19 protein-coding genes are annotated in these 16,428 nt (G+C 71.4%); 10 read left to right on the forward strand and 9 right to left on the reverse strand.

The genetic code is table 11. The features are described from left to right. Positions 1-64 precede the first annotated feature (64 nt). Both ACIHFD_RS16390 and ACIHFD_RS16395 read left to right on the forward strand, forming a co-directional pair. On the forward strand, positions 65-397 hold the full coding sequence (locus ACIHFD_RS16390) for a PadR family transcriptional regulator (protein WP_397367573.1): 333 nt from the start codon (positions 65-67) through the stop codon (positions 395-397). A 20-nt stretch (positions 398-417) separates the two neighbouring features. After that, the gene (locus ACIHFD_RS16395) at positions 418-1,410 is read left to right on the forward strand and encodes a hypothetical protein (protein ID WP_397367575.1); all 993 of its coding nucleotides are present in this window, start codon (positions 418-420) and stop codon (positions 1,408-1,410) included. A gap of 47 nt (positions 1,411-1,457) precedes the next feature. Here the strand turns inward: ACIHFD_RS16395 and ACIHFD_RS16400 are convergent, their stop codons facing one another. From ACIHFD_RS16400 to ACIHFD_RS16415, 4 genes are read right to left on the reverse strand one after another with little or no spacing between them, the layout of a single operon-like run. After that, positions 1,458-2,498, reverse strand: a complete 1,041-nt coding sequence (locus ACIHFD_RS16400; protein ID WP_397367576.1) for an NAD(P)H-dependent flavin oxidoreductase — start codon at positions 2,496-2,498, stop codon at positions 1,458-1,460. Beyond that, positions 2,495-3,214: a CoA-transferase subunit beta gene (locus tag ACIHFD_RS16405; RefSeq protein WP_397367577.1), complete on the reverse strand. Its 720-nt coding sequence runs from the start codon at positions 3,212-3,214 to the stop codon at positions 2,495-2,497. The genes ACIHFD_RS16400 and ACIHFD_RS16405 overlap by 4 nt, the downstream gene beginning before the upstream one ends. Then, positions 3,198-3,968: a CoA transferase subunit A gene (locus ACIHFD_RS16410; protein WP_397367681.1), complete on the reverse strand. Its 771-nt coding sequence runs from the start codon at positions 3,966-3,968 to the stop codon at positions 3,198-3,200. Before ACIHFD_RS16410 ends, ACIHFD_RS16405 begins: the two co-directional genes overlap by 17 nt. Positions 3,969-3,976: 8 nt before the next feature. Then, the gene (locus ACIHFD_RS16415) at positions 3,977-4,705 is read right to left on the reverse strand and encodes an enoyl-CoA hydratase family protein (protein ID WP_397367578.1); all 729 of its coding nucleotides are present in this window, start codon (positions 4,703-4,705) and stop codon (positions 3,977-3,979) included. A 46-nt stretch (positions 4,706-4,751) separates the two neighbouring features. Between ACIHFD_RS16415 and ACIHFD_RS16420 the strand changes: the two genes are divergently transcribed. Together ACIHFD_RS16420 and ACIHFD_RS16425 are read left to right on the forward strand one after the other, a co-directional pair. After that, a complete protein-coding gene (locus ACIHFD_RS16420) occupies positions 4,752-5,501 on the forward strand; it encodes an SDR family oxidoreductase (protein ID WP_397367579.1) in 750 nt (249 codons plus the stop codon). 31 nt (positions 5,502-5,532) lie between these two features. Then, positions 5,533-6,435: an SDR family oxidoreductase gene (locus tag ACIHFD_RS16425; RefSeq protein ID WP_397367580.1), complete on the forward strand. Its 903-nt coding sequence runs from the start codon at positions 5,533-5,535 to the stop codon at positions 6,433-6,435. Between the two features lie 10 nt (positions 6,436-6,445). Here ACIHFD_RS16425 and ACIHFD_RS16430 read toward each other — a convergent pair whose 3' ends face one another. Further along, entirely contained in the window at positions 6,446-7,099 is a 654-nt protein-coding gene (locus ACIHFD_RS16430; RefSeq protein ID WP_397367581.1) for an NIPSNAP family protein, read from the reverse strand. Between the two features lie 199 nt (positions 7,100-7,298). Here ACIHFD_RS16430 and ACIHFD_RS16435 point away from each other — a divergent pair, with 199 nt between their 5' ends. The 4 genes from ACIHFD_RS16435 (at position 7,299) to ACIHFD_RS16450 (ending at position 10,100) form a co-directional block, all read left to right on the forward strand. Further along, entirely contained in the window at positions 7,299-7,586 is a 288-nt protein-coding gene (locus tag ACIHFD_RS16435; RefSeq protein ID WP_363967754.1) for a hypothetical protein, read from the forward strand. A gap of 44 nt (positions 7,587-7,630) precedes the next feature. Next, positions 7,631-7,897: a hypothetical protein gene (locus ACIHFD_RS16440; protein ID WP_350724587.1), complete on the forward strand. Its 267-nt coding sequence runs from the start codon at positions 7,631-7,633 to the stop codon at positions 7,895-7,897. Between the two features lie 38 nt (positions 7,898-7,935). Beyond that, complete coding sequence (locus ACIHFD_RS16445) at positions 7,936-8,115, forward strand: hypothetical protein (RefSeq protein WP_397367582.1); 180 nt, start codon at positions 7,936-7,938, stop codon at positions 8,113-8,115. Between the two features lie 368 nt (positions 8,116-8,483). Further along, a complete protein-coding gene (locus ACIHFD_RS16450) occupies positions 8,484-10,100 on the forward strand; it encodes an IS200/IS605 family accessory protein TnpB-related protein (protein ID WP_397367583.1) in 1,617 nt (538 codons plus the stop codon). A 6-nt stretch (positions 10,101-10,106) separates the two neighbouring features. On the opposite strand, the gene ACIHFD_RS16455 is transcribed toward ACIHFD_RS16450, so the two are convergent. From ACIHFD_RS16455 to ACIHFD_RS16470, 4 genes are all read right to left on the reverse strand, one after another. Further along, positions 10,107-11,402, reverse strand: a complete 1,296-nt coding sequence (locus tag ACIHFD_RS16455; RefSeq protein WP_397367584.1) for a DUF2252 domain-containing protein — start codon at positions 11,400-11,402, stop codon at positions 10,107-10,109. Between the two features lie 88 nt (positions 11,403-11,490). Next, positions 11,491-12,261, reverse strand: a complete 771-nt coding sequence (locus ACIHFD_RS16460) for an SDR family oxidoreductase (protein ID WP_397367585.1) — start codon at positions 12,259-12,261, stop codon at positions 11,491-11,493. Between the two features lie 11 nt (positions 12,262-12,272). Then, positions 12,273-13,463, reverse strand: coding sequence for an acyl-CoA dehydrogenase family protein (locus tag ACIHFD_RS16465; RefSeq protein WP_397367682.1), 1,191 nt, complete (start codon positions 13,461-13,463; stop codon positions 12,273-12,275). A 76-nt stretch (positions 13,464-13,539) separates the two neighbouring features. After that, a complete protein-coding gene (locus ACIHFD_RS16470; protein ID WP_397367684.1) occupies positions 13,540-14,061 on the reverse strand; it encodes a flavin reductase family protein in 522 nt (173 codons plus the stop codon). 286 nt (positions 14,062-14,347) lie between these two features. Between ACIHFD_RS16470 and ACIHFD_RS16475 the strand changes: the two genes are divergently transcribed. Further along, positions 14,348-15,517 carry a thiolase C-terminal domain-containing protein gene (locus ACIHFD_RS16475; protein ID WP_355201545.1) on the forward strand — a complete coding sequence of 390 codons (1,170 nt, stop codon included), beginning with the start codon at positions 14,348-14,350 and terminating at the stop codon, positions 15,515-15,517. Beyond that, positions 15,514-15,960, forward strand: coding sequence for a Zn-ribbon domain-containing OB-fold protein (locus ACIHFD_RS16480; RefSeq protein WP_397367586.1), 447 nt, complete (start codon positions 15,514-15,516; stop codon positions 15,958-15,960). The genes ACIHFD_RS16475 and ACIHFD_RS16480 overlap by 4 nt, the downstream gene beginning before the upstream one ends. The last annotated feature ends 468 nt before the right edge of the window (positions 15,961-16,428 follow it).

The raw sequence follows: 16,428 nt of genomic DNA on the forward strand, positions 1-16,428 counted from the left end.
TCGGGCGCCCCTGTAATCGCCCGTTCGACTGTCGATAGTCAGATCATCGATATATATTGATCATATGAAATCCATGCAGGAGCCCACATTCCTGATCCTGACCGCGCTGGCGGCCGGGCCGCAGCACGGGTACGGCGTCATCACCGACGTGGAACGCATCTCCGACGGCCAGGTCCGCCTGCGCGCCGGCACTCTGTACGCCGCCTTCGACCGCCTCCAGTCGGAGGGCCTCATCGAGGCGGACCGGGAGGAGATCGTGGACGGCCGGGTGCGGCGCTACTACAGGCTGACCGGCGACGGCGCGGCCAGGCTGGCGACGGAGGCCGAGCGGATGCGCCGTCACGCGCAAGCGGCCACCACGCGCCTGCGCGCCGCGGGGGCGGGAGGCGTGGCATGAGCCCACTCGAAGCTGATGGCATGAGCCCGCTCGAAGCCCGCTACCGCCGGCTCCTGGCCTGCTACCCGCGCGATCACCGGGAGCGGCACGAGGAGGAGATGATCGGCGTGCTGCTGGCCGGAGCGCGGCCCGGCCAGCTCCGCCCGCATCCCGCCGACGCGGCCGACCTGCTGTGGGGGGCGCTGCGCGTGCACGTCCGGCGGGCGTTCGGGCCCGTCTCGGGGCCCGTCTGGCGCGAGGGCCTGGCCGTGGCCGTGGCGCTGTGGCCGCTGCTGATGCTGACCGCCGCCCTCGCGATGGCGCTGCTGATGGCGGTCGAGATCGTGGAGTCCGCGCGGACCTTCGGCGTCGATCTGTTCCGGGAACCGGTCTGGCTCCTGCACTTCGTCGAGCCTGTCGCCGTCGCGGCCCTGCCCGCGCTGGCGGTGCTGCTCGGCCGCCGGTGGATCGCCGTGCTCGGCGCGGTAGCGCTCGCGTATCACCTGGCGGACCCCTGGAGCGGGCTGGACCTGTACGTCCTGTCGTCGCCGGACGGTGTGCGGGTCCTGCTGGCGCAGCTGGCGCAGCCGAACACGGGCCTGATCCTGCTGGCGCAGGTGGCGGCGGCCGTCATCGCCTTCCTGCCCGGGGCGCACCGGGCGCTCGCGATCGTCCCCCGGAGGTCCCTCCTGCTGTGGGCGCCGCTCGCGCTGGCGGGGCTGACCGCCAGCAAGGCCATCGTGCGCTGGGTGGACGTGATCGACCATCACGACGTCGTGGCCTGGAAACCCGTGCCCTGGCTCGTCGTGGTCTCGCTGGCCGCCGGCGTCGCGTGCCGGTCGGAGCTGGGGAGGCGGGCGGCGCTGGTGCTGTTCCTGCCCGCGGCGGCCCTCGGCGACCTCGGCGACATGCTGCGGATACCCACCTCCACAGTCCTCGCCCAGCTCGGCTGCGCGGCCCTGGCCTTCGCCGTCAGCGCCGCCCTGAGCCGCCGCCGCAGCGGTCTGGCCACCGGCGGCATCACCGTGGTCTGAGCCCGGCCGGGCGCGTCAACGCTCCTCGCTCTCCGGAGCGCGGCCGGTCAGGACACCTCCATTGTGCGGCCCAGGTGGGTCAGGGCGGCGTCGGCCTCGGCCATGATGCGCTCGATCAGCTCGCGGCAGGACGGCAGGTCGTCGATCACGCCCACCACCTGGCCCGACGCCATCACCCCGAGGTCCGCCCGGCCCTCCACCATCGCGGCCCGCAGCAGCACCGGCGTGTTGGCCGCCTGCAGGACCTGGGCCCAGGTCAGGTCGCGCGCCTGCCTCATCCGGCGGCCCTCGCGCAGCATCTCGCCCCACGACAGCCCCGACAGCCGTTTGAACCTGGCCCCGTTCACCACCGCCCTGACCAGGCGCGAGCGCTCCAGCGACGCCACGAACGGGGTCAGCAGGACCCGATGGGGCACCCCGTCCACCCTGGTCGTGACGACCGTGTCCCGCGTCGCCAGATAGAGCTTCTTCACCTCGTCGGGCACGGGGGAGTCGCTCGTCAGCAGGAACCTGGTCCCCATGGCGATCCCGCAGGCCCCGTACGCCAGCGCCGCCACCAGCCCCCGACCGTCGAAGAAGCCCCCGGCCGCGATCACCGGGATGTCCACCGCGTCCACGACCTGGGGCAGCAGCAACGTCGTGGCGACGGAGCCGGTGTGGCCGCCGCCCTCGCCGCCCTGGACGATCACCGCGTCCACACCCCAGCCCGCCACCTTCTCCGCGTGCCGGCGCGCCCCGACCGACGGGATCGTGACCACGCCCGCGTCCTTGAGCCGGGCGATCAGGTCCCGCTTGGGCGCCATCGCGAACGACGCCACGCGTACGCCCTCCCTGATCAGCACCCCGATCCGCTCTGCGGCGTCGTCGGCGTCGGATCGCAGGTTCACCCCGAACGGCGCGTCCGTGCGCTCCTTCACCCGCCTGATCGCGGCGGTCATCTCGGCCACGGACATCGTCGCGGCGCCGATCACGCCGAGCCCGCCGGCCTGGGAGGTGGCCGCCGCAAGCCGGGCGCCCGCGACGTACCCCATGCCGGTCTGCACGATCGGGTGGCGGCACCCGACCAGGGACGTCAGCGCGGTCCTCACGCCGGCTCCCGGTCCCGCAGGCGCTCGGGGTCGAGCCGGTCCAGGACCTCCAGCTCCTCGACGGTCGGCCCGCGCGTCCGGGGCACGTTGTCGGGAATGTCCAGCTCGAAGCCGGTCGCCGCCACGACGTCGTCCACCTCGACCCCCGGGTGCACCGACACCAGGCGCATGGTTCCGCCGGGGGTGCGGAAGTCCAGGACGGCCAGGTTCGTCACGACGCGGCGCAGGTCGAAGGCGCCCCTGTCGGTCCCGACCCCGCTGACCATGTCCACCGAAGGCACGAACACCCGGGGGGAGTGCCGGGGGATCCAGTAGCTGGTGGGGTCGCAGCGGGTGTTCCCCGGGGCACCCCGCACGCCCAGCAGCTGCGCCTTGGGGCGGGCCCAGTCGCCGATGCAGGAGATGTTCGTGTTGCCGTACCGGTCGATCTGGCTCGCCCCGAGCATGACGTGCCGGCGCCCGTTCAGCACCAGCCACAGGTGCTCGCGGAACGGCAGCCACCCCTCCACCACCCCGGGCGCCTCGCCCAGCGCGGGCACGTCGCCGGTGAGCAGGCAGGTGCCGTCGTGCGTGAGCAGCTCCGGCTCGAACGTCAGCCGCGCCAGCCGCGCCGCCAGCACCGTGACCGGCCCGCCGATGCCCGCCGCCAGGATCTCGCCGTCACCCCGGAACGCCTCCGCGCACGCCACCACGCACACGTCAGCCCTGCTGTTCATCGAACTCCTCCCAAGGCGTCTCCACGTAGCGCCGCTGCAGCGCCTCGTCGCGCCCGTAGTCGGGCTCGCACGCGGTGAACCCCGCCCCGCCCGGCGCCTCCACCACCCCCGCCACCATCGATCGGCTGATCAGCAGCGACTGCACGGGCCCTTCCTTCAGCAGGCTCTCCACGACCCGCTCGCACGAGACGTAGCACCGCCGCGCCGCCTTGGCGTAGAGGTCGTCGAAGTACGGGTCGGTCCCCAGGTACTGGGCGTTGCCCCGCGCGTCGGCCCGGTTCAGGTGGACGAGGGCCACGTCCATGGTCAGCGCGGGCACCGCGACCAGCTCCTCCCCGTCCGCGTACGGCGACCGCACCGTCCGCAGCCCGGGGTTGACGCGCAGCACGTCCGACCCCAGCCCCGCCCGCGTCGGCAGGAACGGCAGCCGGTGCGCCGCCGCGAGCAGCCCGAACATGAACATCCCCTCGTCGTACTCCACGAACTCGATCTCCCCGGCCTGCCTGGCCCGCCGGAAATGGGGTTCCAGGGGGATGGAGTCGAGCGTCACGAACGGGGCCACGACCCTGCGCACCTTCTTCGCCGCGCACAGCATGCCCACGTCCGGGCCGCCGTACGAGACGATCGTGAGGTCGGTGGCGGGGGAGCGCAGGAGGGCGCGGACGAGGGCCATCGGCTTGCGCCGCGAGCCCCAGCCGCCGATCCCGATCGTCATCCCGCTCTCGACCGTGCCCGCGACCTCCTCGGCCGACATCAGCTTGGTCACGTGAATCGCTCCCTGTGCCGGTCTCCGGCGCCCATCAGGTTCAGCTCGAAGGTGAAGCCCTGCTCGAAGCGGTAGCTGCGCTTGACGTCCACGGGGTCGATGCCGTTGAGGGACTCCTTGGCGCGGCGGATCACGTACGGGTCCTTCGCGGCGATCTGCCCCGCCACCTCCAGCGCCGCGTCCCGCAGCTTGTCGCGCGGCGCCACCTCCAGCACCGACCCGAACGCGTGCAGCTCGGCCGCCGTCACGTTCCTGCACGTGTAGACCATGGCCCGCATCAGGTGCTGCGGCACCAGCCTGGCCAGGTGCGTGGCCGCGCCCAGCGCGCCCCTGTCCACCTCGGGCAGCCCGAAGTACGCGTCCTCACTGGCCACCACGATGTCGGCGTTCCCCACCAGGCCGACGCCGCCGCCCAGGCAGTGGCCGTGCACCGCCGCGATCACCGGCACCGCGCACTCGTAGACCGCCGCGAACGCCGCGTAACATGCCCGGTTGACCCCGACCAGCGCCTCGTACCCCTCGGCGTCCCGCAGCTCCTTGATGTCGACCCCGGCGTTGAACCCGCGCCCCTCGGCCCGCAGCACCACCACCCTGGTCTCCGGGTCCTCCCCGGCCCGCCGGAGGGTCCAGGCCAGCTCCTCCCAGCCGCGCACGGTCAACGCGTTCACCGGCGGCACGTCCATGACCACCTCGGCGATCGGCCCGGCCCGCAGAGTGATCCCCATGAGACTCCCTGGTTGCACCTAACGCTTGCTTGGTACGGTAGCACCCGTGACCGTGACTTACGACTACGCGGGCAGGGCCGTCCTGGTGACCGGCGGCACCCAGGGCATCGGCGCGGGGATCGCCCGCGCCTTCCGGGAGGCGGGCGCCGACGTGACGGTCTGCGCCCGGCGCGAGCCGGCCGCCCCGGCGCCGGGGATCCGGTTCGCGCGGGCCGACGTGCGGGTGGCCGAGGACGTGGAGCGGCTGATGTCCGGGTTCGACCGGCTGGACGTGGTGGTCAACAACGCCGGCGGCTCGCCGTACGCGCCGCTCGACGGCACCTCGCCGCGCCTGCACGCCCGGGTCGTCGAGCTCAACCTGACGGCCCCGCTGCTGGTCTCGCAGTTCGCGTACCCGCTGCTCGCCGCCGCCGGCGGGGCGATCGTGATGATCGGCAGCGCCAGCGGCGCCCGCCCCTCGCCCGGCACCTCCGCGTACGGCGCCGCCAAGGCCGGGCTGCACCACCTGGCCCGTTGCCTGGCCGCAGAGTGGGCCCCGGAGGTGCGCGTCAACACGGTCGTCGTCGGCCTCGCCGCCACCGAGAACACCACCGGGAACGCCGCCTCCCACTACGGCGGGCAGGAGGACGGGATGGGAGCGGCCATCCCGTCGGGCCGGATGGCGACACCCGCCGACGTGGCCGCGGCCTGCCTGTGGCTGGCCGCGCCCGGCTACGTCACGGGCGCGGAGGTACGGGTGGACGGCGGCGGCGAGATCCCCGCCTGGCGACACCTGGCCTCCAGCGACATTTCCTGATATCTCTGCATGATCCTTCTGGGAGGTCTGTGTGGGAATCTGTGCTGGCCGCGTGGTGATCGTGACGGGCGCCGGACGGGGGATCGGGAGGGAGCACGCGCTGGAGTTCGCCCGGCAGGGCGCCCGCGTCGTGGTGAACGACCTCGGCACGGGCCCCGGCGGCGAGGGCGCCTCGGGAGGCCCCGCGCTGGAGGTGGTCGCGGAGATCGAGGCGCTCGGCGGACAGGCGGTGGCCAACTGCGACGATGTGTCCGACTGGGGCGGCGCGGCCCGGCTGGTCAAGACCGCCGTCAGCGCGTACGGCCGCCTCGACGTCCTGGTGAACAACGCGGGCTTCGTCAGGGACCGGATGCTCGTCTCCATGACCGAGCAGGAGTGGGACGACGTCGTCCGCGTCCATCTCAAGGGTCACTTCCTGCCGCTGCGCCACGCGGCGGCGTACTGGCGGGAGAGCGCCAAGGCGGGCGAGCGCGTCACGGGGCGGGTGATCAACACCTCGTCCGGCGCGGGCCTGCTGGGCAGCGTCGGCCAGGCCAACTACTCGGCCGCCAAGGCGGGCATCGCGGCCCTGACTCAGGTGGCCGCGGCCGAGCTGGGCAGGTACGGCGTGACGGTGAACGCCGTCGCTCCCGCCGCCCGCACCCGCATGACCGAGGAGGTGTTCGCCGCGACCATGGCCAGGCCGGAGTCCGGCTTCGACCCCATGGACCCGGCCAACATCGCCCCGCTCGTCGTCTGGCTCGGCTCCGAGGAGTCGGGTCAGGTGACGGGGCGGGTGTTCGAGGTGGAGGGCGGCTCGATCGCCCTGGCCACGGGCTGGCGCCACGGCGAGCGGGCCGAGCGCGGCGCCCGCTGGGACCCCGCGGCCGTCGGCGACGCGGTCGCCGGGCTCCTGGCCGCCGCCCCGTCGCCGGAGCCCGTGTACGGGACGTGAGCCGGACGGTTCAGCGCATGGCCGAGCGGGCGGTCGGGCGGAGCAGGATGCGCTCGGGGGCGGCCGTCAGGCGGGGCTTCAGCATCGGGAGGTCCACCTCCCGCTCCTCCTCGGCCGGGTCGAAGCGGGCGAGCCACACGAACACGTTCTCCCCAGTCCGGACCGGAAGACGGGGGAAGTTGTTCTCCGAGTGCTCCGTCTCCAGGCACGCGACGGGCGGCACCCCGGCCTCGGCCAGCACGGGCGCGACCTCACGGGCGAAGAAGGCGGAGAAGCCGTCCTCGACGTGGTAGATCGTGGCGGCGTACAGGGACGTCGGCAGCTCGGTCGCGCCCGCGGGCGGCCGCTCCCAGGCGGGCGGCTCGGCCCCCACGGAGTGCAGGAGGAGCACGTCGTCGCTGTCGATCATGGTGGCGTTGGCGGCGTCCCGGTGGGCCTGCCACACGGGACCGCCGTAGAAGGCCTCCAGCGCGTCCTTGCGCGCCGCCATGGACGGGAACGCGCGGAGCCAGGCGAACCGGTCGGGCGCGCCCTCTTCGCGGAAGGTGCCGGTGACCCGCATCCCCGTCGCCTCCTGGGTCTCCACGAATTCGCGCTCGAACAGCTCGATCAAGGTGTCCCGCTGCCCGGGCAGCAGCGTGTATTGGCGTAGTTCGAAGATCATGCGGCGGACGTTAGGGCAGGGTCACTGACGTCTTCTGTCAGCGTATTGGGCGAATAATATTCTGGTAACTCATAGCTACCGATCGACAACTCACGGTTATATGCTCGCTGTGACCTTGATCTCCTGCGGTCAAGGAAGGTCAAAGGGGCGGCGCGCCCGTGCTCGCCGGCCCTGAACCCTACCGGCGAAGGAGCAGAAGTTGATCAAAAGAGTGTGCGCCGCCGCAGCCGTGCTGGCCGCGGCCGTCGGCGGCGCACTCCTGGCTGCCCCGGCCCACGCCGACGACGACTGGTTGGGGCCGCTGAGCGGCGACACCCGCGCCGGCAACTGGAGCGGCAACAGCGACTCGTCCCAGTCCGGAAACAACTTCGGGAATGTCACCGGCGTCAACCGCGGCAGAGAGTTCTCGACGAACGTCAACAACGTCAACGGCATCGCGCCGACCGCCACCAACGGCGGCATCACGGTGACCTACATCTTCTACTGACCGGCTGACGTCCAAAGCCAACACGATCTGAAAGGACCATGACCATGGTGAAGAAGCTCTGCGTGACCGGTCTCGTCGCCGCCGCCGCTGCCGGGGTGACCCTGCTGGCGGCCCCCGCGTACGCGGACGTCAACGCGGGTAACTCCAGCTCCAACCGCAGCTCCTCGCAGTCGGGCAACAACTTCGGCAACGTCGTCAGCAGCAATGTGAGCGGCCGCGGCGCGACCAGCGTCAACAACGTCAACGGCAACGCCGCGACCGCCGCCAACCGCAGCATCGTGGGCATCGAGGACATGGTCGAGATCGACTAGCCGAGAGGCGCACACCAGCCCCGGACCAGGTCGATCTCGTGGAGAAGGCGCTCGCCGCCGTACCTCAGCCCCTTCTCCACGCCAGGGTCGACCTGGTCCGGCTATCCGGGGGCGAGCCTGTGGTCATCGAGGTGGAGCTGACGGAGCCGTATCTCTACCTGCGGTGCGAGCCGCAAGCGTTGGCGAACTTCGCCAAGGCGCTACGCGAGCTGCTCTGAAGTCCTTCCGTCTGACCCCTGCGCGGTCGCGGGGGTTCGGAGCTCTTGGTGTTTGAGTGTGGGTGAAGGTGCATGCTGTAACTCTGCTCACGTCATCGCCAGAGTGCCGACTCGACGGCATGTGCACGCGCAGCGGGTAGTCCCCTCCCACGGCGCTGTCGCGCCGGTGCGCACTCTGCTCGGATTCCGGCTTCATCATCCAGCAGAGTAAACTCTTGGTCTCGTTACGGATACGCAACGTGAAATTCGGGAGGGGCTCGTGCGAGTCACGCCAGCGTGCCCGTTCGGCCGCGATCCACAAGCGCTGACCGTCCGTGTCCCCCGGTCGGCCCCGGACCGCGCCGGCATCGCGCTGGATGGCCTCCAGCGTGGCTGAGCTGCGCCCGATCGCCCCCGCCTTCGTGGTGCCGGGCCCGTCCGGTGTCGCCGTGCGCGACCGGCTCAAGCACCTCACCCCGGTAGACGAGCAGGTGCTGCGTCTGGTCGGTGCGCATCTGGGCGCGCTGGCCTCCTCGGACCTGAAGACCAGGTGCGCCGATGGGCTGGAGCACTGCGCCGGCACTTGGGCGTCGCGCAAGCGCGAGTTGACCGTGCAGTCGTCGGCGCGCTGGGCCGGGGCCATTACCAAGGCGTCCCATGATCAGTGGGCGCTGGCCCGCCGCGGTCAGGCCGATCACATCCGCGATCTCCAGGCCGCCATCGCCATGATCACCCGCCGGTTGTCGCTGCCCATCGGGAAGAAGGGCACCCGCAAGGAACCGGGCGGCTACCGCTCGGCGCGGGAGTGGTTCGCCAAGTCCCGCCGCCTGCACGTCCTGCAAGATCGGCTGAAGCGGCGGAAGGCCGACCAGCAGGCCGGGCGGGTGCGTGTGGTGCGGGGCGGCAAACGGCTGGCCCGTACCCGGCACCACCTGAGGGCCGCCGGGCTGACCGAGGCCGAGTGGCGGCAGACGTGGGAAGCCGAGCGGTGGTTTCTGGCCGCTGATGGCGAGTCCGGCAAACGCTACGGCAACGAGACCATCCGCATCACCCCTGACGGCCAGGTGTCGATCCGGCTGCCCGCGCCGCTGGCGCATCACGCGAACGCGCCGCACGGCCGCTACGTGTTGGCCTGCCGGGTGGCCTTCGCCCACCGGGGCACGGAGTGGCGGGATCGTATCGAGGTTAACCGGGCCGTGGCCTACCGCATCCACTTGGACGCGGCGCGCGGGCGCTGGTATATCACCGCCTCCTGGCAGATTCCCGCGGCCCCGACCGTACCCATGGCGGCCGCGCTCGCCGCAGGGGTGATCGGGGTGGACACCAACGCCGACCACCTGGCCGCCTGGCGCCTGGACACCCACGGCAACCCGATCGGCAACCCCCGCCGCTTCACCTTCGATCTGTCCGGCAACGCCGAGCATCGCGACGCCCAGGTCCGCCACGCCCTGACCCGGCTGCTGCACTGGGCAAGAGCCTGCGGTGTGAACGCCATCGCCATCGAGGACCTCGACTTCGCCACGGAGAAGACCCGGGAGAAGCACGGCCGCCGCAAACGCTTCCGCCAGGTGATCTCCGGCATGCCCACGAGCAGGCTGCGCGCTCGGCTGGCCTCGATGGCCAACCAGAGTGGGATCGCGATCATCGCCGCCGACCCGGCCTACACCTCCAAGTGGGGCGCCCAGCACTGGCAGGCCCCGCTGACCTCCACGAAACGCACGACCACCCGCCACGACGCAGCCGCCGTGGCGATCGGCAGACGCGCCCAAGGGCACCCGATCCGGCGACGGACGGCACCGCCCCCTGCCCACCGGAGCGATGAGCAGGGGCATCGGACCGTCCAGGCCGGACCGGACGTCCGCAGGCGTGAGGGACCCCGCCCCCATATCCCCGGACCACGGACACGATCCGTGCCGCCCGGACACGGCACGAACGCGGGCGACCAGAACGCTCAACACCGTTCGGAGCGTTCGGCTGAGCACGTGCACCTCATGCTCAGTCCATAGGAACGGTCAGACGCCAGGGAGCCGGCCGTTGCGGAACAGGTCGACGAACCGTTGATGGTCTTCCCGGGCCTGTGCCCCGTACCGGTGGGCGAAATCCACCAGCATCCCGATAAATCCGGGTTTGTCGTTGCCGATGACCGCCACGATCGCCTCCTCCGTCGAGAAGTCGACCAGGTCGTGACTGGACTCGTCGTCGGCCACCGAGTGCATGCGCGCCACCGCCCGCCCCAGGTCCTGCACGATCGAGCGCAGCTCGGCCGGCTCGTTCACGTCGTCCCAGCCCAGGTCCGCCGAGTACGGCGACACCTCGGCCACGAGTTGCCCCACCCCGTTGAGCGTCGTGTATCCCAGCCAGGGATCGGCGTACGCCTGCAGCGCCCGCTGCGACTCCGCCGTGCGATGCCCCTGGTGCAGGAAGTACGAGGCCACCTTCTCGTCGGTGACGTGACGGGCCACCGCGGGCACGGCCGCCTGCTTCATGTAGAGGATGACGTCGTTCTCCAGCGCCTGCGAGCGCCCTTCGAGCAGCAGGTTGTACGAGGGCAGCCCCGCCGACCCGATGCCCACGCCCTTGCGCAGCGCCACGTCCTTGATCACGTGCTCGACCGGGTTGGCCTGCACGGGCAGCGTGGTCAGGTACTCCTCGAACGCGGCCAGCACCGCCTTCCTGGTCGCCGCGTCCACCGGCTCCCGCCCCTCCATGAGCGCGAACCGCCGGTCATAGTCGTCGATCACGGTCTCCACGTCCAGCAGCGCCACCCGCGTGCTGAGCCGCGCCGTCTGGAGCACCCGGTGCAGCACGCCGCTGGTGGTCTCCAGGGTGAGCGAGCCGATCGCGTCGTCCCCGCCCGCGGCGAGGGCGCCCAGCTCGACCAGGTAGGCGGCGGCGAAGTCGGTGACGAGCACGCTGATCGAGTCGTCGGACAGCGCCTTGGCGTAACCGATGAGCGCCACGCTGGCGGCGAAGCGCTTGAGGTCCCAGACGTACGGGCCCACGTAGGCCTCGTCGAAGTCGTTGACGTTGAAGACGAGGACGCCGGAGGCGTTCATGTACGTGCCGAAGTTCTCGGCGTGCAGGTCGCCGTGGATCCAGACCCGGCTGGTGGGTTCGTCCAGGTAGGAACGGTCCGCGTAGGACTCGGTCATGTCCGCGTAGAACAGGCAGGCACTGCCCCGGTAGAACGCGAACGGAGAGGCCGCCATTTTCCGAAATTTCCGCCTAAAAGCGGCGGGGTCTCGCTTGATCGACTCGCCGAACTCTGCCATGAGGACATCGAGCAGGAAGGAGGAGCGTGCGCCCATGCCTCGGACACTAGATCCCCGGGACCCTGCCGACCACCCTGATCTTTCCCTGACAGGCCCGCGTCAGGGTAGGCGCGGACGTCCCTCGTCAGGGGTGCTGCGAGGAGACCGAGACCACCTCGCCCGTCATGTACGACGAGTAGTCGCTGGCCAGGAAGACGATCACGTTCGCCACCTCCCACGGCTCCGCCGACCGCCCGAACGCCTCCTTGGCAGCCAGCTCCGCCAGCAGCTCCTCGCTGGTCACCTTCGCCAGGAACGGGTGCACCGCCAGCGAGGGCGCCACCGCGTTCACCCGCACGCCGTGCTCGGCGGCCTCCAGCGCGACGCACCTGGTCAGCGCCATCACCCCGGCCTTGGCGGCGGCGTAGTGCGACTGCCCGCGCTGGGCCCGCCAGCCGATCACCGAGGCGTTGTTCACGATGACGCCGGAGCCCTGGGCGATCATCTGCCTGAGCGCGGCCCTGGTGCAGCGCATGGTGCCGTTGAGGGTGACGTCGATGACCATGTGCCACTGCTCGTCGGACATCTCCGCCAGCGACGCCGTACCGCCGAGACCGGCGTTGTTGACCACCACGTCGAGCCTGCCGTGCGCCTCCACCACCGCGTCGAACAGCGCCAGCACCTGCGCCTCTGACGTCACGTCGCACGGCACGGCCAGCGGTTTGACGCCGGTGAGCTCGGTCAGCGCGTCGGCGGCGGCGGCCAGGCGGCGCTCGTGCCGGTCCGAGACGACGATCGTGGCGCCTTCCTCGGCACAGCGCCTCGCGGTCGCGTAGCCGATGCCCGCCCCTGCGGCGGCCGTCACGAGCGTCACCTTGCCGTCGAGCAGTCCGTGCGCCTTCGGGTACGGGGGCATCCGTGCTCCAATCAGCGGGGGAGTCCCAGGGTGCGCTCGGCGATGATGTTCCGCTGGATCTCGCTGGATCCGGCATAGATCGTGTCGGCGCGGCTGAACAGGTAGAGCCGCTGCAACTCATTGAACTCGCCCTGCCCGGCCTCACCGGCCCGGCCGTCCTGGGCGTCTTGGGTGGGCTCGGTCACCAGCCCTGCCTTCCCCTGCACGGCCTGCGCCAACTCGCCCAGCCTCCGGTGCCACTCCGACCAGTAGAGCTTGGCGATCGACACCTCGGGCCCCGGGTTCGGCCGCCGCAGCATCCGGAGCGCGTTCAGCCGCATGATCTCCAGCTCCAGCCACGACTGGACGAGCCTGTCACGCAGCACCGGATCGTCGATCGCGCCCGTCCGTCCGGCGGTCTCGACGACCTTGGCCAGCTCCCGCCTGAACCCGATCTGCTGCCCGAGCGTCGAGGCACCCCGCTCGTAGCCGAGCGTGGCCATCGCGACCCGCCAGCCGTCGCCCGGCGCTCCGAGGATGTTCCCCGCCGCCGTGCGCGCGCCGTCGAAGAACACCTCATTGAACTCCGACGTACCGGTGAGCTGCACGATCGGCCGCACGTCCACGCCCGCCCGGTCCATGGGGACGAGCAGGTACGACAGGCCCTTGTGCCGCTGCGAGCCGGGCTCGGTACGGCACAGCACGAAGCACCAGTCGGCCACGTGCGCCAGCGACGTCCACACCTTCTGCCCGGTGACGACCCACTCGCCGCCTTCCAGGTGCGCCTTCGTCTGCACGTTGGCCAGGTCGGAGCCCGCCTCGGGCTCGGAGTAGCCCTGGCACCAGAGCTCGTCGCCGCGCTGGATCGGCGGCAGGAAGCGGTCTTTCTGCTCGTCGGTGCCGAATTCGAGAATGGTCGGGCCGATCAGCCCCTCGCCGATGTGGCCCACCCTGGCGGGGGCGTCGGCCCTGGCGTACTCCTCGTAGAAGGCGACCTGGTCCTCCAGGGACGCGGCGCGGCCGCCGTACCGCTCGGGCCAGCCCAGGCAGGTCCAGCCGGCCTTACCGAGGTGGCGCTCCCACGCCTGCCGCAGTTCGTGGCCCTCGTGCTCGCGCCCGGGCCCGCCGAGCCCTTTGACGTGCGCGAACTCGCCGCTCAGCGCCTCCTCCAGCCAGGACCGCGCCTCTCCGCGCAGCCCCGGCACCGCACTCTCCGGCCCCATCGCGCCCGTCGAGCTCATCGCGCCCGTCACGCCTGGAGGAGCGTGCTCGCTGTGTCCTGACGATCCTGCGCGCCCGTCAGAGACGCTCAACGAAGCCTCCGTAGCCCCCGCGGAAGAACAGCAGCGGGCCACCTTCGGAGTGGGTGTCGAGCTGGAGCACCCGGGCCACCACGATCATGTGGTCACCCGCCGGGTGCTCGGCCTCGACCGCGCAGTCGATCCAGGCCAGCGCGCCTTCGAGCACCGGGTTGCCACCGGGGGAGCCGGTCCACTCCAGGCCCGCGAACTTGTCGCCGCCCTTGGTCGCCATCTGGGCGCACACCGCCTGCTGATCCTCGGCCAGCACGTTCACGGTGATGACCTTCGCGCCGCGCACCTTGGGCCAGCTGGTGCTGGTGTAGGCGACGCAGAACGCCACCAGGGGCGGGTCGAGCGAGACCGAGGTGAAGGAGTTGGCCGCCAGGCCGGACGGCAGGCCGTTCATCGGATCGACCGCCGTGATCGCCACCACACCGGTCGCGAACCTCCCGAGCACCTGCCGGAAGCGGAGGCTGTCGAGGTGACCGTTCGCGCTGTGGGGTGAAGGGCCGGTCGGCATGGCGGCTCCGTTGCGAATCCTGCGCTGAGGGGGCGTCGGAAGGCCGCGACAGCCGTCCGGCGCGACGAGCCGGGCAGCGTGTGTGCTCATGGTCCGCCTCCTAGTCCACCGTCTGCGCTCTATCATACCAAGCGCTTGCTTGGACGGTAGGGCGAACCAGGAAACCATGTCAAGTTCGCATGCCCCACGGGGCGTAACGGGCCGCTGGCGCCCGGTCGCCCCCGCCCGGGCGACCGGTGGGCGGGTGCGTTGACATGGGGGAAATTTCAGGCCTAACGTGACGTTTGTGCCCAAGCGCTTGCTTGATATCCGAGACCGCACCGCGATAGCCGGGGTCGGCTACACCCCCTTCACGAAGGACTCGGGCGTCAGCACCCTCACGCTGGCCTGCCGTGCCGTGCTGGCCGCGCTGGAGGACGCGGGGCTGTCGGTGGACGAGGTGGACGGGCTGGCCACGCACCGCGTCGGTGACTCCGCCGCCCCCACGCTGGTGGCCCCCGCGCTGGGCCTGACCGACCTCGCCTGGCATCTCGACCAGTTCGGCGGCGGCAGTGTCTCGCACGCGGTCGTCGGTCAGGCGGTGCTGGCGGTGGCGGCCGGGGTGGCCGAGACGGTGGTGTGCTACCGGGCCATCAACGCCCGTTCCGAGTTCCGCATGGGCGGCACCGGCCGGGGCGTGCCGGCGAGCCCGGAGGTGCAGTATCAAGCGCCGTACGGGTATGTGGCGCCGCCGCAGCAGTACGCCATGTACGCCCGCGCACACATGCTGAAATATGGCACTCAAGCGGAGCATTTCGGGCAACTAGCCGTCACCCAGCGCGCCAACGCGGCCAAGAACCCGCGTGCCCTGATGCGCACCCCCATCACGCTGGACGACTACCTGGCGAGCAGGTGGATCGCGGAGCCGTTCCGGCTGCTGGACTGCTGCCTGGAGACGGACGGAGCCTGCGCCGTGGTCGTCACCACGGCCGAACGCGCCCGCGCTCTCCGCCGCCCTCCGGTGCTGATCTCGGCCGCGGCCTGGGGCGGCGGCACGTCCCACCTCTCGGGCCCGTCCGCCGACCCCACGGTGACCGCGGCCGCCGCCCTGGCCCCGCGCCTCTACGCGCAGGCCGGGCTGGGACCGGCGGACATCGACGTGGCCGAGCTGTACGACTGCTTCACGTACTCGGTGATCGTCCAGCTCGAGGACTACGGCTTCTGCGAGAAGGGCGAGGGCGGCCCGTACGTGGCCTCGGGCGCGACGGCGCCGGACGGTCCGCTCCCGGTCAACACCCACGGCGGCTTCCTGTCCGAAGGCTACGTCCACGGCATCAACCACATCGCCGAGGCGGTATCCCAGCTCAGAGGCGACGCCGGGGACCGCCAGGTGCCCGGAGCCGAGGTCGCGCTGTCCACGGCCCAGCCCGGCTACATCCTGCCGGCCACCTCCGCCCTGATCTTGAGGAGATCATGATGACGGCCTACCGGCCCGAACCCGACCGGGACTCCAGGCAGTGGTGGGAGCGGGTCGCCGGGCAGGAGTTCGCCGTGCAGGAGTGCGACGGGTGCGGGGCGGTGCGTTTCCCGGCGCGGGCGTTCTGTCCCGAGTGCCGCACGGAGGCGTGGCACTGGCGGGACGTGGAGCCCGAGGGGGTGGTCGAGAGCTGGATCGTCAACCATCAGCCGTTCATGCCGGGGTTCGGGGTGCCGTACGTGGTGGTGATGGTCCGGCTGGCGGCGGTGCCGGGGTGCTTCGTGTACGGGAACTGGTGCGGCGACGGCTCTCCGGAGCGCGGCCGGCGGGTGCGGGCCGCCTACCGCCGGGTCGACGAGCGGTTGACCCTGGTGGACTGGGTGCCGGTGGAGGATGACGGGAATCTGGATGATCATCCGGTCCAGCGCAAATCCTCCCGCTAGTTGACCTTGTTCCGGAAATTGGATTGGTACCGGAAAATCCCACCAGTCCCACCATCACGAAGGGGCCCACAGGTTCGGCTCCGAGGGTTGATGATGATGTCAGAAGGCGTCGACGCGGACGGCTCGGACTGGCGGCGAACGATGACTGATGGGATCTCGGTGACACGCGTGACCTGCGGGTCACGAGTCGCGATCCCGCCTGCCCGCCGGTCCTCGACGGAACCACCCAGCCGGTCGTGCCGTGCCGTGACGGCGCCCGGCCCCGCACACCGGAGAAGCGTCTCCCTGGACGGGGCCCGGCCGTGGTCGGCGGGTGGGGTCGCCCGTGGCGACCGTAAAAGATGGGGTGCGCCGTTCTGGGCGGCGGCGAGTGCTTCGGGGTCGGCGAGGAACCTTGGTGACGTGCGCATCCGGAGGGCGGCGGGCACCTGGGGATCGGCGAGGACCCGAAGGCCGGCGAGCGCCCGG

This window comes from Nonomuraea sp. NPDC051941, from assembly GCF_044593615.1.